At 66.8% G+C, this 12,966-nt stretch carries 17 protein-coding genes; 8 read left to right on the top strand and 9 right to left on the bottom strand.

The window, feature by feature from the left end; translation table 11 throughout:
- Positions 1 to 4 precede the first annotated feature (4 nt).
- Positions 5 to 700 carry a winged helix-turn-helix transcriptional regulator gene (locus ACZ5M6_RS05355; RefSeq protein WP_191558194.1) on the bottom strand — a complete coding sequence of 232 codons (696 nt, stop codon included), beginning with the start codon at positions 698 to 700 and terminating at the stop codon, positions 5 to 7.
- A 56-nt stretch (positions 701 to 756) separates the two neighbouring features.
- Between ACZ5M6_RS05355 and ACZ5M6_RS05350 the strand changes: the two genes are divergently transcribed.
- From ACZ5M6_RS05350 to ACZ5M6_RS05335, 4 genes are read left to right on the top strand one after another with little or no spacing between them, the layout of a single operon-like run.
- The gene (locus ACZ5M6_RS05350; protein ID WP_054764799.1) at positions 757 to 1,203 is read left to right on the top strand and encodes a VOC family protein; all 447 of its coding nucleotides are present in this window, start codon (positions 757 to 759) and stop codon (positions 1,201 to 1,203) included.
- Positions 1,204 to 1,216: 13 nt separating this feature from the next.
- Positions 1,217 to 1,675 carry an SRPBCC family protein gene (locus tag ACZ5M6_RS05345; RefSeq protein ID WP_054764798.1) on the top strand — a complete coding sequence of 153 codons (459 nt, stop codon included), beginning with the start codon at positions 1,217 to 1,219 and terminating at the stop codon, positions 1,673 to 1,675.
- A complete protein-coding gene (locus ACZ5M6_RS05340) occupies positions 1,675 to 2,157 on the top strand; it encodes a VOC family protein (protein ID WP_152949551.1) in 483 nt (160 codons plus the stop codon). The genes ACZ5M6_RS05345 and ACZ5M6_RS05340 overlap by 1 nt, the downstream gene beginning before the upstream one ends.
- Before the next feature lie 22 nt (positions 2,158 to 2,179).
- Positions 2,180 to 2,527 carry a DUF1428 domain-containing protein gene (locus ACZ5M6_RS05335; protein WP_054764796.1) on the top strand — a complete coding sequence of 116 codons (348 nt, stop codon included), beginning with the start codon at positions 2,180 to 2,182 and terminating at the stop codon, positions 2,525 to 2,527.
- A gap of 4 nt (positions 2,528 to 2,531) precedes the next feature.
- Here ACZ5M6_RS05335 and ACZ5M6_RS05330 read toward each other — a convergent pair whose 3' ends face one another.
- The 3 genes from ACZ5M6_RS05330 to ACZ5M6_RS05320 are packed head-to-tail and all read right to left on the bottom strand — an operon-like array spanning position 2,532 to position 3,995.
- Complete coding sequence (locus ACZ5M6_RS05330) at positions 2,532 to 2,981, bottom strand: hypothetical protein (RefSeq protein WP_152949550.1); 450 nt, start codon at positions 2,979 to 2,981, stop codon at positions 2,532 to 2,534.
- Positions 2,982 to 3,018: 37 nt separating this feature from the next.
- A complete protein-coding gene (locus ACZ5M6_RS05325) occupies positions 3,019 to 3,759 on the bottom strand; it encodes an extensin-like domain-containing protein (RefSeq protein WP_054764794.1) in 741 nt (246 codons plus the stop codon).
- A 56-nt stretch (positions 3,760 to 3,815) separates the two neighbouring features.
- A complete protein-coding gene (locus tag ACZ5M6_RS05320) occupies positions 3,816 to 3,995 on the bottom strand; it encodes a DUF2256 domain-containing protein (protein ID WP_152949548.1) in 180 nt (59 codons plus the stop codon).
- A gap of 203 nt (positions 3,996 to 4,198) precedes the next feature.
- Here ACZ5M6_RS05320 and ACZ5M6_RS05315 point away from each other — a divergent pair, with 203 nt between their 5' ends.
- Positions 4,199 to 4,462, top strand: a complete 264-nt coding sequence (locus tag ACZ5M6_RS05315; RefSeq protein WP_054764792.1) for a DUF2798 domain-containing protein — start codon at positions 4,199 to 4,201, stop codon at positions 4,460 to 4,462.
- A 42-nt stretch (positions 4,463 to 4,504) separates the two neighbouring features.
- On the opposite strand, the gene rpoD is transcribed toward ACZ5M6_RS05315, so the two are convergent.
- The 4 genes from rpoD to dnaG all read right to left on the bottom strand — a co-directional run bounded on the left by rpoD (position 4,505) and on the right by dnaG (position 9,373).
- Positions 4,505 to 6,451 carry an RNA polymerase sigma factor RpoD gene (rpoD, locus tag ACZ5M6_RS05310; protein ID WP_152949546.1) on the bottom strand — a complete coding sequence of 649 codons (1,947 nt, stop codon included), beginning with the start codon at positions 6,449 to 6,451 and terminating at the stop codon, positions 4,505 to 4,507.
- 364 nt (positions 6,452 to 6,815) lie between these two features.
- On the bottom strand, positions 6,816 to 7,211 hold the full coding sequence (locus tag ACZ5M6_RS05305; RefSeq protein ID WP_231681408.1) for a PIN domain-containing protein: 396 nt from the start codon (positions 7,209 to 7,211) through the stop codon (positions 6,816 to 6,818).
- An 8-nt stretch (positions 7,212 to 7,219) separates the two neighbouring features.
- Positions 7,220 to 7,465, bottom strand: a complete 246-nt coding sequence (locus ACZ5M6_RS05300; RefSeq protein WP_054764788.1) for a hypothetical protein — start codon at positions 7,463 to 7,465, stop codon at positions 7,220 to 7,222.
- A 45-nt stretch (positions 7,466 to 7,510) separates the two neighbouring features.
- Positions 7,511 to 9,373: a DNA primase gene (gene dnaG / locus ACZ5M6_RS05295; RefSeq protein WP_464159850.1), complete on the bottom strand. Its 1,863-nt coding sequence runs from the start codon at positions 9,371 to 9,373 to the stop codon at positions 7,511 to 7,513.
- A 112-nt stretch (positions 9,374 to 9,485) separates the two neighbouring features.
- Between dnaG and ACZ5M6_RS05290 the strand changes: the two genes are divergently transcribed.
- Positions 9,486 to 10,136: a hypothetical protein gene (locus ACZ5M6_RS05290; RefSeq protein WP_464159849.1), complete on the top strand. Its 651-nt coding sequence runs from the start codon at positions 9,486 to 9,488 to the stop codon at positions 10,134 to 10,136.
- The gene (locus ACZ5M6_RS05285) at positions 10,133 to 10,417 is read left to right on the top strand and encodes a transcriptional regulator (RefSeq protein ID WP_054764786.1); all 285 of its coding nucleotides are present in this window, start codon (positions 10,133 to 10,135) and stop codon (positions 10,415 to 10,417) included. Before ACZ5M6_RS05290 ends, ACZ5M6_RS05285 begins: the two co-directional genes overlap by 4 nt.
- Before the next feature lie 225 nt (positions 10,418 to 10,642).
- Here the strand turns inward: ACZ5M6_RS05285 and ACZ5M6_RS05280 are convergent, their stop codons facing one another.
- A complete protein-coding gene (locus tag ACZ5M6_RS05280) occupies positions 10,643 to 11,482 on the bottom strand; it encodes an LD-carboxypeptidase (RefSeq protein WP_464159848.1) in 840 nt (279 codons plus the stop codon).
- A gap of 68 nt (positions 11,483 to 11,550) precedes the next feature.
- Here ACZ5M6_RS05280 and ACZ5M6_RS05275 point away from each other — a divergent pair, with 68 nt between their 5' ends.
- A complete protein-coding gene (locus tag ACZ5M6_RS05275; RefSeq protein WP_464159847.1) occupies positions 11,551 to 12,951 on the top strand; it encodes a UDP-N-acetylmuramate--L-alanine ligase in 1,401 nt (466 codons plus the stop codon).
- Positions 12,952 to 12,966 lie beyond the last annotated feature (15 nt).

Here is a 12,966-nt window from a genome sequence, read left to right as displayed (position 1 = left end):
CCTTCTAAGGCGACGCTTCCAATCCGACCTTTTCTGGTAGGTGGAAATACCCAGTGAACTGTTCGAAGACCGCCCGGTCGCCGACGATCCTCAGCCCGCCTTCGGCCTCAAGCGCCGCCGTCGGAACCTTGCCGTAAACGGCCGCCGCCACCAGTTCGGGGCGGGTGGTCAGGACCACGGCGGTGTCGTCGATCGGCCCCCGCCGCGCGTCCAGACCGCCGTCCCGGATCTCAACCCGGAAGGTCTCGTCTTCAAAGACGAAGCCCAGGACCAGGGCGGCGTCGCCGGCCAGGGCGGGATCGAACATGGTCTTGAACGACAGCATGATCGAGACGGCGCTGATCGGCAGGGTCGGATCATGCTGGGGCGACCGCGCCGCCCAGCGCCCCAGGACGATGAAGACCGGCTCGATCTCCAGCCCCCAGTCGGTCAGCTCATAGACCTGGACCGAGGCGGGCGGCGGCAGTTTGCGACGCCGCAGAACTCCCGACGCCTCCAGCCCCTCCAGCCTCTGGGTCAGGACATTGGCCGATATGCCGTGCAGGTCCTTCTTCAGATCGCCGAACCGGCGCGGGCCCAGCATCAGCTCGCGCACGACCAGCAGGGCCCAGCGTTCGCCGATCAGATCCAGCCCATGGGCGGCCCCGCAGGCGTCATGATAACGACGCCCTGGCTTTGCAGTTACTTTTTCTAACTTCATTATTGACTATTCTAACTACCAAAGGCACGGTCCGCAAAGAGGGAGAGGAACGCCGCATGACCCAACTGATCTTCATCAACCTGCCCGTCGCCGACCTTGACCGTTCGATCGCCTTTTATGAAGCCGTCGGGGCGACGAAAAACCCGATGTTCAGCGATGAGACGGCCGCCTGTATGGTGGTGTCGGACGTGATCCACGTCATGCTGCTGACCCACGACAAGTGGCGCAGCTTCACCGACCGGGCCATTCCCGACGCCCAGGTCTCGGCCCAGATGCTGCTGTGCCTGTCGCGCGAGGACAAGGCGGCGGTGGATGCGACGGTCGCCCAGGCCGCCGGCGCCGGGGGTCTGCCCGACCCGAACAGCCCCCAGGATTACGGCTTCATGTACGGCCGCAGCTACGCCGATCCCGACGGCCATATCTGGGAGGTCATGTGGATGGACCCCACAGCCGTCGCCGCCGGGCCCGAGGCCTTCGCCGCCCATGACCTGACGCCGGCCTGAGGCGGAGATCGTCATGTCCGAGATTTTCGAACTCCGCATCAGCCGCCTGATCAGGGCCGCGCCGGAAACGGTCTGGAACGTCTATACGCAACGCACCGCCGAATGGTTCTGCCCCCGCCCCTGGACCACGCCGGTGGTGGACTGGGACCTGCGCGTCGGCGGCCGGGCCAATGTCGAAATGGCCTCGCCCGAGGGGGAGCGTCATCCCTATTCCGGCGTCTTCCTGGAGGTGGTTCCGGGCCGCAGACTGGTCTCGACCGGCGCCTTCACCGAGGGCTGGGTTCCCCAGGCCGGCGAGATGAACTTCGTCCGCATCGACACCTTCGAGGCCGAGGACGATGCGACCCTCTACACCGCCGTCGCCCGCCATTGGGACGAAAAGGCCATGTCGGCGCACCGAGCCATGGGCTTCGAACAGGGCTGGGCCGCCGTCGCCGATCAACTGGCCGAACTGGCCGAGGGCGTGGCGTGATGGCCGACAAGATCGTTCCCTGCCTGTGGTTCGACGGCGAGGCGGAAGCCGCCACCGCCTTCTATGTGTCGCTTCTGCCCGACAGCCGTATCACCGCCGTCAACCGCTCGCCGGTCGACACGCCGTCCGGCCCGGCCGGTTCGGTCCTGACGGTGCAGTTCGTCCTGGCGGGCCGTGAGTATCTGGCCCTGAACGGAGGGCCGAACTTCCGTTTCACCGAGGCCGTCTCCTTCATGGTGATGACCGAGGATCAGGCCGAAACCGACCGGCTGTGGGACGCCCTGACCGCTGACGGCGGCCGCGAGAACGCCTGCGGCTGGTTGAAGGACCGTTGGGGCCTGTCGTGGCAGATAACGCCTCGGCGCCTGGTGGAACTGACGACCGACCCCGATCCCGCCCGCGCCAAGGCCGCCATGCAGGCCATGATGGAGATGATCAAGATCGACGTCGCGGCCCTGGAACGCGCCGTCGCCGACCTCTGAACCCTCAGCAAAGGACGACCCCATGACCTATGTGACCGGCTTCCTGACCCCCGTGAAATCCGAGGACAAGGCGCGCTACGTCAAGTCCGCCCAGGCCTCCTGGCCCCTGTTTCAGAAATACGGCGCCCTGTCCCAGGTCGAGACCTGGGGCGAGGACGTGCCCGACGGCAAGCTGACCAGCTTTCCCATGGCCGTAAAGCTGGAGCCGGGCGAGGTGGTGGTCTTCTCCTGGGTCACCTGGCCCGACCGCGCCACCGCCGACGCCTGCTGGGCGCAGATGGAGACCGACCCCGGCTTCGCCGAGATGGACATGCCCTTCGACGGCAAGCGGATGATGTGGGGCGGTTTCGAAACCATCTTCCAGTCATAGGGGCTCAGCGGCGCGCCGCCTTCAGGGCCGCCGTCAGGGCCTTGCGGCGTTTTGCATGGGTCCGCTCCCGCTCGGCCTGTTCGTCCTCCAAGGCCTTCAGCCGATCCGCCAGATCCGCCATCGCCTGCTGATGTTCGGCGTCCAGGGTCTCAAGCTCGGCTTCCAGCCGCTGGATCTTGGCGCGCCGGGCCTTGGACGGACCGGCGGCCTTCTTCGGTCCGGCCGCCTTCTTGATCTTGCCGACGTCGATGGCCAGGCCGCGTTCGATCACCTCGCCTGGAGCGGCTAAGGCCGCCTCATAGTCGGGGCCGCCGCTCAGTTCGCTGGCCAGGCCCGTGGCGAACAGATCCTGTTTGGAGCCCCAGGCCTCCAGCGCCTTGGGCCGCGAGCTGACCGCGACCGTGAAGGCGTGAAACCCGTCCGACCAGGTGAAGACCTTCAACCGTTTCGCCATGCGCCTCTCCCGGCCGACGGCCCGACTCGGCGCCGTCTCAGCGGCAGAAACGTGTGTCGGTCGCTTCCAGATGCAGATGGTCGAAATGGACGGCGTTGTAGTCTGGGCTCAGCACCGTTCCGAAGATGCGGCAGGCGTCGTCGCGGATACGGCGCAGGAATCGGGCCTCGGGCGCATCGCCGCTCCAATCCTTCGTCACCGTGATCCGCCGCCCGTCCCTCAGCCGCACCCCGGCGAAGTCCAGGGCGGCCGCCTGGGCGTGGGCGCTGATCCGGCTGGAGCCCACGCCGTTGTTCACATTGCGACAGGCGTAGGCGCCCATATGGTCGATCTGGACCACGTCCGACCCCAGGATCTCGCGCGCCGCCGGTTCCAGCGACTGACGCCGCCAGACGCTCAGCGCCAGGGCGGTCTGGCAGGTCATCTCGACGTCGCCGGGCGCCATCCGCGCCACCGTCCCCAGGTCCGGCCCCAGCACCCCGCCCTGTCTCAGGCCGCAGACGGCCGAGTTCTGCCGATCCGGCACGGGGCTGAACCGCACCCGCGCCGCGGTCAGCTGGGCCATGCACCGCCCCAGCTCGGAGCCTTCGCGCACCACCGCCGCCTGGGTGCCCCCGTCGATCGGCCGGTCGATCAGCCCCCCGACGAGAGGCGCCGCCGTCTGGCCCGGATAGGGCGACGGCCGCAAGGGCTCCGGCGCGCGCCGGACGCAGCCGGCCAAGACCAGCAGGACCGAAAGGCCGGCGCAAAGGCGCATCAGACGAGGCGACGAGGACATGGCTCCGGTCCTAGCCGATTCCCGCCGGGTCCGCCGGTCACGAGGCGGAGAGCCGCCTATCGCCGCTCTTCCGACACGCCCTTGGCCCGACAACGGTCGGAACAGAACCGCACCCGATCCCAGTCCCGCGCCCATTTCTTGCGCCAGACGAACGGCAGGCCGCAGGCGGCGCAGACCTTCTGCGGCAGATCGGCCTTGGCCGGCGCCGTGCCCAGATTGACGTGTTTGCGGCCCATCCGGTCCTCTATTTGAAACGGCGGGCGAGGGACCGCGCCGCCATTGTTGCGAAACACTCTCAACCTTGCTACAGAGCGCACGTCGCCTCGGCGGCCGTAAGCGTCTCACGTCAGGCAACGCATCCATCCCGGTCTTCGGCCGGGGCCGGTTCGTCCGGCGGATGCCCGCGCCGAAGACCTGAGTTTAAAGAGAGACGCAAACCATGCACCCTCATCCCGCCGTCGTCCGGTTCCGACGCCTGCCCGCGCGTTACGCCGGACTGGTCATGCCGCTGATCCTGTCGCTGATCATGACCTTTGTGGTCTCAGCCATCGCCACCGCTCGAACCCTGGGCTTCGCCCCGGCCTTTCCCAGCGCGTGGATGCAGGCCTGGGGCCTGTCCTGGCTGATCGCCTTCCCGGTCCTGCTGCTGATCCTGCCCCTGGTCCGGCGCATCGTCGCAGCCCTGGTCGAGCCCGCCCGCTGAACGAAAAAGGGGCGGCGCTTTCGGCGCCGCCCCTGATCGTCTTCAGCTGTCCAGGAAGGACCGCAGCTTGCGCGACCGGCTGGGGTGTTTCAGCTTGCGCAGGGCCTTGGCCTCGATCTGACGGATCCGTTCGCGCGTCACCGAGAACTGCTGGCCGACTTCTTCCAGCGTGTGGTCGGTGTTCATGCCGATGCCGAAGCGCATGCGCAGCACCCGTTCCTCGCGCGGCGTCAGGGACGCCAGGACGCGGGTGGTGGTCTCGCGCAGGTTCGACTGGATGGCGGCGTCGATCGGCAGGACGGCGTTCTTGTCCTCGATGAAGTCGCCCAGGTGCGAATCCTCTTCGTCCCCGATCGGGGTCTCCAGGCTGATCGGCTCCTTGGCGATCTTCAGGACCTTGCGCACCTTCTCCAGCGGCATGGCCAGCTTTTCGGCCAGCTCCTCCGGGGTCGGCTCGCGGCCGATCTCGTGCAGCATCTGGCGGCTGGTGCGGACGATCTTGTTGATCGTCTCGATCATATGCACCGGAATACGGATAGTGCGCGCCTGGTCGGCGATCGAGCGGGTGATCGCCTGACGAATCCACCAGGTGGCGTAGGTCGAGAACTTGTAGCCGCGGCGGTATTCGAACTTGTCGACCGCCTTCATCAGGCCGATGTTGCCCTCCTGGATCAGGTCCAGGAACTGAAGGCCGCGGTTGGTGTATTTCTTGGCGATGGAGATCACCAGGCGCAGGTTGGCCTCGACCATCTCCTTCTTGGCCTGACGGGCCTCACGCTCGCCCTTCTGCACCGTCTGGACGATGCGGCGATAGTCGTCGATCGGCAGGCCGGCCTCCAGGGCCACGGCGGCGACGTCGGCGCGGATGGTCGCGATCTGGCTGGCTTCGTTCTCGCTGAACTTGGTCCAGCGCACGCCCTGATCCTTGATCCGATCGGTCCAGGTGGGGTCCAGCTCGGAGCCGAAATAGGCCTTCAGGAATTCGGGCCGTGAAATGCCGTAGCTGTCGGCCAGACGCAGCAGCCGGCCTTCCAGACCGATCAGCCGCTTGTTGATCGCATACAGCTGCTCGACCAGGGCCTCGATGCGGTTGTTGTTCAACTTCATCGTCTTCAGACGATCCGAAATGGTCGTCGTCAGGGTCTGATAGGTCTTTTCGTCCTTGGCGCTCAGGGTCTCGCCCTTCAGCCGGGCCTGGACCAACTTGTCCTGCAACGCGCGGAAGGCGCCGAAGTCGGCGGCGATGGCGTTCAGAACCTCCATCACCCCGTCGCGCAGCTCGGCCTCGAGCGCCGAGATCGACATGCCGCCGCCGTCGTCGAAGTCGTCGTCGTCCTCGTCATCGGACTCCGGCTTATCCTCAGCCACTTGTTTTTCTTCGACGTCTTCTTCCTCTTCGCCCTCAGCCGGGGCGGCGCCCGGCAGGGACGAAGGGTTCAGCACGCCGTAGGTGGCGTCCAGGTCGATGACCTCGCGCAGCAGGATGCGGTTGTTCTCCAGCTCGTCGCGCCAGACCATGATGGCCTCAAAGGTCAGGGCGCTTTCGCACAGACCCGAGATCATGGCGTCGCGGCCGGCCTCGATCCGCTTGGCGATGGCGATCTCGCCCTCGCGGCTCAACAGTTCGACCGAGCCCATTTCGCGCAGATACATCCGCACCGGGTCGTCGGTGCGGTCATAGGCGGCCTTGGCGGGCGTCTCGGCCACGCCGGTGGAGGCGGCGGCGGCGACGTCGGTGGACTGCTGCTCCTGCGCGTCCTCCTCGGCCTCGACGACGTTGACGCCCATTTCCGACAGCATGGCCAGGGTGTCTTCGATGGCGTCCGGGGTGACTTCCTCGGACGGCAGGACCTTGTTCAGCTCCTCCATCGTCACATAGCCGCGCGCCTTGGCCTGTTTGATGAATTTCTTGACGCCGGCGTCGGTCAGATCGAGCAGGGGCCCGTCGGTCGTAACCTCGGCGTCCTGCGTCTCGGTCTGTGCATTCATAGTCAGTCTGTCTCCGGCCGGAGGGGTGATCAGTCCACCCCGGCGAAAATACAATGCCTGGCGAGGCGTAAGGTTACGCGCCCGCGCTGTCTTCCCAAATCGTCCCGGCTTTGATCACACGGCGAAGCGCATCCCGCGCAGCTGCCGCCGACGGAACCCCCTCATCCCGCCCCGACGCCTCTCGCGCCGGGACCGAGGCGTCGTCAAACGCCTGCGACCATCGGACCCTTGCCTCGGCGAGGGGCGCATTTGCGGCCAGGAATGGCGCGCCGGACTTCGCCGCCGCCTTCTCGACCTCGCGCACTAAGGCGTCATGATCCGATTGCGCCAGATGGCGTCGCAAGGCGGCGGAGTCAAGGCCGCCCTACGGCTCGCGCAACCAGTTTTCGACGCGCAGACCCGGAACGCGCGAGAATTCGCGTTCATTGTCGGTGATGAGGATGCAGTCCAACGCCAGGGCGTGGGCGGCGATCAGCAGGTCGTTGGCGCCGATCAAGCGGCCCGAACGCTGAAGTTCCGCGCGAACCTCCCCATAGAGGCGATCCGCCGGGGCGTCCCAGGCCTTCACCGCCAATCCTGACAGCACGCGCTCCAACTGCATCGCGATCCTGGGAGAACCGGATTTGCAAGTCCCGAAGCGGAGTTCCGCCACGGCGATCAGACTGACGCAGACGTCCACGGGGCCCAGAAGGGCCAGTCGCTGACCGACGGGGCCGATCGGATCATACATCAGGTCCGACACCGCGTTGGTGTCCAGCATATAGCCGCTCAAAGATCCACCGGTTCAGGCGGTTGATCATCGAAGGGGTCGAGACGCTCATCGATCGGCTGCAGAGTCGCGAGCACCGCCAGAAGACGGGCGGAAGACCCCATCGACGGCCCGGCCTTCTCGATGATCAGCCGCTCCCCCTCCTGACGCACCACCGCGTCCGCCGGAACGGCGACGCCGCTCGGCAGGTGGACGACCTGATGATCGCCTTCGCGCGTGATCCTGACGGGTTGGGAGCCATCCATGGGGCGAGACTACTCCAGATCGTGAAGCCCGCCAATCGGCGCGGCTCAAACCAGGGTCGTCCAGAAGTCGGGGGCCGCGAACGAGCGGGTGATGGCGTCCCGCTCGGCCTTCAGCCGGATCAGAGCCTCGATGCCCGTCCCCTGGCCCAGGTCCTGTTTCGCCGTCTCTATGGCGCGCGACAGGGCGGCGAGATGGGTCATCAGGCCGAACACCTTCAGCCATTGGGCGCGCGCCTCGGCCACGGGGAGATCGGACGACAGGAAGGAGGCGCCGGACTTGGACGCCGCCTTCTCGATCTCTTTCAACAGCGGATCAAAGCCGGAGTCACGCAGCCGATGCCGCACCACGGCCGCGTCCGACGCCTGACCCGACAGCCGCAGCCGCACCAGCTCCTGGGCCAACCCCTCCAGGGCTGCGTCGCCAAATCCCTGGACGCTGACTTCTTCCAGATGATCGTCCAGCCGCTCGATGTCGTCGATGGCGGCATAGGCCAGGGCCGCCGCCACCGGACTGACGGCGCGGAACAGCGACTGCATGGCCTGGGCCCCCTCGACCGTCTGGCCCAGCTTCGGCGGCGGGCCGAAACGGCCCCGCCCCTGCCCCGGCGTCCAGGGCGCCCGCGGAGGGTTGCGGGGAAACAGGGCGTCGAACCGATCGAACAGATCGCGGCGATACTGTTCCGCCAGATCCTTGTCCTGAATGGCGCCGGCCGCCGCCCGCAGCCGCGCCTTGAACCCGGCCTTGCGCTCGGGCGTGTCCAGCGGCTCCACATCCTGTTCGCGACGGAACAGAACCTCGGCGAAACCATGGGTCTCGGCCAGGGCCTGGCGCAGGGCCGGCGCCCCCTTGTCGCGCAGGATGTCGTCGGGGTCCTGGCCTCCGCCGAGGAGGGCGAAACGGAACGACCGCCCCGGCTTCAGCAGCGGCAACGACCGCTCGATGGCGCGATAGGCGGCCCGCAGGCCCGCCGCATCCCCGTCGAAACAGAGCACCGGCTCATGGCTGACACGCCACAGCCGCTCCATCTGTTCTTCGGTCAGGGCCGTGCCCATGGGCGCCACGGCCGGCAGGCCCGCGCGCTGGCAGGCGATGACGTCCATATAGCCTTCGACCACGATGATCGGCTGGTCGTTCCGGCTCTCGGCGCCCAGGATGCGCCGCGCCTCGGGCAGGCCGTAGAGCGTCGCCCCCTTGTGAAACAGCGGGCTTTCCGGCCCGTTCAGATATTTGGCCCGGTCGTCGGGGTTCATGGCCCGGCCGCCGAAACTGACGATCCGCCCCCGCGCGTCCAGAATGGGGAAGATCAGCCGGTCGCGGAACCGGTCGTAAGGCTGGCCGCCGCTGTCCGGCGCGATCAGCAGCCCGGCCTCGACCAGTTCGGCCGGCCGCGCCCCGCGCGGGACCAGGGCCTGTTTCAGCCCCTCGCGGTCATTGGGCGCATAGCCCAGGCCGAACCGCTCCCACTGATCCTCGGGCAGGCCGCGCTTCTCAAGATATTCGCGCGCCGCCTTGCCCGGCGTGCGGCGCAGATTGGCGGCGAACCATTTCTGGGCCAGGTCCATCCACTCGGACAGGCCTAAGCGCTTCTGCTCGCGCTCGGCCTCCTTGGGGTCTTCGGCCGGCAGTTGCATGCCCGCCTCGCCCGCCAGCCGCTGCACCGCCTCGACGAAGCTCAGCCGCTCGGTCTCCTGCAGGAAGGAGATGATGTCGCCGTGTTTGCCGGACGAGAAGTCGTGGAAGAAGCCCTTGTCGTCATTGACGAAGAAGGACGGCGACTTCTCCTTCGAGAAGGGCGACAGGCCGACATATTCCCGCCCCTGCCGCTTGAGCTTCACCGTCCGCCCGATCACGTCGGACGGCCGAAGGCGAGCCTTCAGTTCATCAATGAATCTTTCGTCGAAACGCACCCGGCGATCCATAGCGCCCGCAGCGCTCACAAGCGACTCTCGTCAAACGGCTGCGGCGCTTGACTGGACTAGTTTAATATTTAAAGTAGTCACGTCGCAATGGAGACAGTTCATGACCGATGCCCCTTCTCGCCAAGACGACGATCTCGCCTACCTCAAACGACTGGCGGTTGCGGGTCGTGGAGAACCGGCGCCCTTCCTGTTGCTGATCGCCGTATTCGGCGGCGCCTATGGTTTTGCGCTTCTGGCGATCCTGGCGGGCGTCATGATCGAGGGATTGCCCAAGCCCGGCTCTCCTGTCGAAGGACCAATCTCCAACTTCGTAGGCCGTTGGGCCATCATTACGTCCCACCTGGCCTTCTTTGGAACCCTGATCTGGACCGCCTGGCGCACCCTCGGTCCGAACCGGGTTCGCCTTAGCCGAACAGCCTCCACGACATGGTCCGCCAGCTTCGTGGCGCTGATCGTGACCTATATCGTCTTCCGCATCTACACACGCGACGAGCCCTTTACCGACGCCGTTCACACCAGCCCCGTCATGCTGTCGATCATACTGGTCCTTTGGGGCGCGGCGTGGTGGATCACCGCCCTGTCAAGCGATCGGCGATGGCTCTTTCTGGTGGCGGTCGGGAGTTTCGCAGCGGCAGGAGGCTTGGCTTGGTCCCGCCTAGAGTCTCCGATCGCCCTGCCGATCATCTGCGCCAGCCTGATTTTCCTCGCCTTCGTTCCGGCCGTTCTTCTCATACGCGAGAAGCGGAGGTGACTGCACACGCCGCCGTCGATCCCGCTTTCGCTCACCCGATAAGGACCGGGGTGATGGCCTATCTGTCGGCCGCGGAGGCCGCCGACTTCACCGAACTCGCCCAGGCCCTGGCCGTCCCCAACAACAGCCTGTCCAGTCACCTGTCGCGGCTGGAGGACGCCGGATACGTCGAACTGCGACGGGGCTTCCTCGGCCGCAAGCCGCGGACCCGGGTCGTCCCGACCGACGCCGGACGAGCAGCGTGGATGTCGTATCTGGATGAGCGAAGTAGGACTGAATGACTGTCGCAGAACGATCAGGCGGTTCGTCCGGGCATCCCCCGAGGTCCGAACGAACCGCCGCATCGCAGAAGGCGTAACCGCAGCGTCCCCCAACGCCTTGGCTAACGAAGTCCTAACGCCTCGCGGACCTTCATCTGACGTTCACTCGCACGCTGTGTCGAGAGGGCGCCGACCGAGGTGATGCGGATCATGGCCGGACTGTGTCTTTCACGTCGCGCCGTCTTTTTACCTATGGGGGCCGAAGGGCACGATTTTGTTGGCGACATCATGCCCGATATCAGCCGACCCGAGAAATTCTATGCCGGACCTCAAACACCAGTAGCGAACGATCTCCTCCGGAGTCTGGCCGAAGTCGGGATCGTTTGGCGTGACATCAGAAACACGTCCCAGGCGAATTCCTGCAACACGTCGGATGGAGTCCTGACCCGTCAAGTGAAACATCATCCGGTCGATCCTGTAGGCGGCCTCCGACACCTCCTCCAGCATCAGCACGTGCCCGGACAGATCGGGCTCCAGATCCGTGCCGACCAACTGGTCGATAATGGTCAGGTTGAAGGCGACGGCGGGTCGGGGGTCGCCGGCCAGCGACGGCTCGATCCAGTCCGTCCGGCCGGTCGTCAGCCAGGCCAGGGCGCCCTTGGCCGTCGCGTCGTCCCGCACCGAATCCGACGCCATCGGCCCGTGGGCCAGATGTTCGAACCCGGCCCTGTACATGCCGGCCAGCAGGCTGCCGGCGTCGGAATAGCCCAGATAGCGTTTCTTGCGCGCCACCGCGTTCAGCCGGGGGATCACCGCCTCGGCGATGCGGCACGAGCCATAGCCGCCGCGCGCGAACCAGACGGCGTCGATGCGCGGGTCGTTGGCGAACTCCACGAAGGCGTCGGCCCGCGCCCGGTCGTCGCCGGCGAAATGGCCGTGTTTCAGGAAACAGGCGGGGTGAAACACGACCGAGACCTCACGGTCCGGATGGTGCTGGGCCATCCAGGCCTCGATCGCCTCGGCCCGCTCCTTTGAGAAACGCGAGCTGGCGCAGACCACGCCGATCTTGAAGGTGTTGCTCGTCACGTCGTCTTCTTCGTCGAAATTGCAGTCCGCCTCTGGCGGATCGGCCCGATCCCCTGTTCTAAGGGGGCATGAACCAAGACGCCTCCTATTTCTTCTGCGGCATCGGCGGGTCGGGCATGCTGCCCCTGGCCCTGATCGTCCAGGCCCAGGGCGCCCGGATCGAAGGCTCGGACCGGGCGCTGGACCAGGGCCGCACGCCTGAAAAGTTCGACTGGCTGCGCGCCCACGGCGTCACCCTGCACCCCCAGGACGGATCGGGCGTCACCCGGCCCGATCAGATCGTGATCGCCACCGGCGCGGTCGAGGAGACGGTGCCCGACATCGGCGCGGCCCGCCGGGTCGGGGCGACGATCAAGACCCGCCCCGAACTGCTCAGCGAACTGTTCAACGCCGCCCCCACCTCGATCGGGGTGGCGGGCACCAGCGGCAAGTCCACCATCACCGGCATGATCGCCTGGATCCTGCACCAGACCGGCCGCGATCCGACCGTCATGAACGGGGCGGTGATGAAGAATTTCGCCGACGCCGACCATCCGTTCGCCAGCGCCCTGATCGGCGGGTCGGATCTGTTCGTGTCCGAGGTCGATGAATCGGACGGCTCGATCGCCCGTTACGTCCCGACCGTGGCGGTCGTCTCCAACATCTCGCTTGACCACAAGTCGATGGAGGAGCTGCGCGACCTGTTCGGCGGCTTCGTCCAGCGGGCGGCCACGGCGGTGCTGAACCTGGACAATCCCGAAACGGCGGCCCTGGCGCAGGACCTGGCGCCCGGAAAGGCGATCACCTTCGCCCTGGGCGAGGAGGCGGCCGACCTGTCCGCCCACGATCTTCAGCCCCAGCCGACCGGCATGCGGTTCCGCCTGATCGAGGGCTGGAGCGAGTTCGACGTCAGGCTGAACGTGCCCGGCGCCCACAATGTCGCCAATGCGCTTGCGGCGCTCGGCGCGGTCAAGGCCCTGGGCGTCTCGACGGCCGAGGCGGTCAAGGCGCTGGAAAGCTTCGCCGGCATTCGGCGGCGAATGGAGGTGGTCGGGACCGTCAACGCCGTCACCGTCATCGACGACTTCGCCCACAACCCCGACAAGATCGCCGCCACCCTGAAGACGCTGCACGCCTTCGACGGGCGTCTGCTGATCCTGTTCCAGCCCCACGGCTTCGGCCCCCTGAAACTGATGCGACGGGAGTTCATCGACGGTTTCGTCGGCCTGATGCGCGAGGACGACGTCCTGCTGATGCCCGAGCCGGTCTATTACGGCGGCACCACCGACCGCAGCGTCGGCAGCGAGGCCATCGCTGAAGGAGTGCGCGAGGCGGGCCGTCAGGCCGAGGCCCTGCCCGACCGCGCGGCCTGCGGCGACCGCATCGTCGAAATGGCCCGACCCGGCGACCGCGTCCTGGTCATGGGAGCGCGCGACGACACCCTGTCCAGCTTCGCCGCCGATCTGCTGGAGCGGCTGGGCGCGCGCTGACGCCTGACGTTCGGA

This window comes from Brevundimonas sp. Br13 (assembly GCF_055391505.1).
This window is presented reverse-complemented; position numbering and strand designations above follow the sequence as displayed.

Bases quoted from the DNA above. Each gene is read 5' to 3' on its own strand.
- ACZ5M6_RS05305 (WP_231681408.1), bottom strand. From the start codon at position 7,211: ATGCTGGACACCAACGCGGTGTCGGACCTGATGTATGATCCGATCGGC.
- ACZ5M6_RS05320 (WP_152949548.1), bottom strand. From the start codon at position 3,995: ATGGGCCGCAAACACGTCAATCTGGGCACGGCGCCGGCCAAGGCCGAT.
- ACZ5M6_RS05300 (WP_054764788.1), bottom strand. From the start codon at position 7,465: ATGGATGGCTCCCAACCCGTCAGGATCACGCGCGAAGGCGATCATCAG.
- rpoD (WP_152949546.1), bottom strand. From the start codon at position 6,451: ATGAATGCACAGACCGAGACGCAGGACGCCGAGGTTACGACCGACGGG.
- ACZ5M6_RS05330 (WP_152949550.1), bottom strand. From the start codon at position 2,981: ATGGCGAAACGGTTGAAGGTCTTCACCTGGTCGGACGGGTTTCACGCC.
- ACZ5M6_RS05315 (WP_054764792.1), top strand. From the start codon at position 4,199: ATGCACCCTCATCCCGCCGTCGTCCGGTTCCGACGCCTGCCCGCGCGT.
- ACZ5M6_RS05345 (WP_054764798.1), top strand. From the start codon at position 1,217: ATGTCCGAGATTTTCGAACTCCGCATCAGCCGCCTGATCAGGGCCGCG.
- ACZ5M6_RS05325 (WP_054764794.1), bottom strand. From the start codon at position 3,759: ATGTCCTCGTCGCCTCGTCTGATGCGCCTTTGCGCCGGCCTTTCGGTC.
- ACZ5M6_RS05335 (WP_054764796.1), top strand. From the start codon at position 2,180: ATGACCTATGTGACCGGCTTCCTGACCCCCGTGAAATCCGAGGACAAG.
- ACZ5M6_RS05275 (WP_464159847.1), top strand. From the start codon at position 11,551: ATGAACCAAGACGCCTCCTATTTCTTCTGCGGCATCGGCGGGTCGGGC.
- ACZ5M6_RS05350 (WP_054764799.1), top strand. From the start codon at position 757: ATGACCCAACTGATCTTCATCAACCTGCCCGTCGCCGACCTTGACCGT.
- ACZ5M6_RS05355 (WP_191558194.1), bottom strand. From the start codon at position 700: ATGAAGTTAGAAAAAGTAACTGCAAAGCCAGGGCGTCGTTATCATGAC.
- ACZ5M6_RS05290 (WP_464159849.1), top strand. From the start codon at position 9,486: ATGACCGATGCCCCTTCTCGCCAAGACGACGATCTCGCCTACCTCAAA.
- ACZ5M6_RS05340 (WP_152949551.1), top strand. From the start codon at position 1,675: ATGGCCGACAAGATCGTTCCCTGCCTGTGGTTCGACGGCGAGGCGGAA.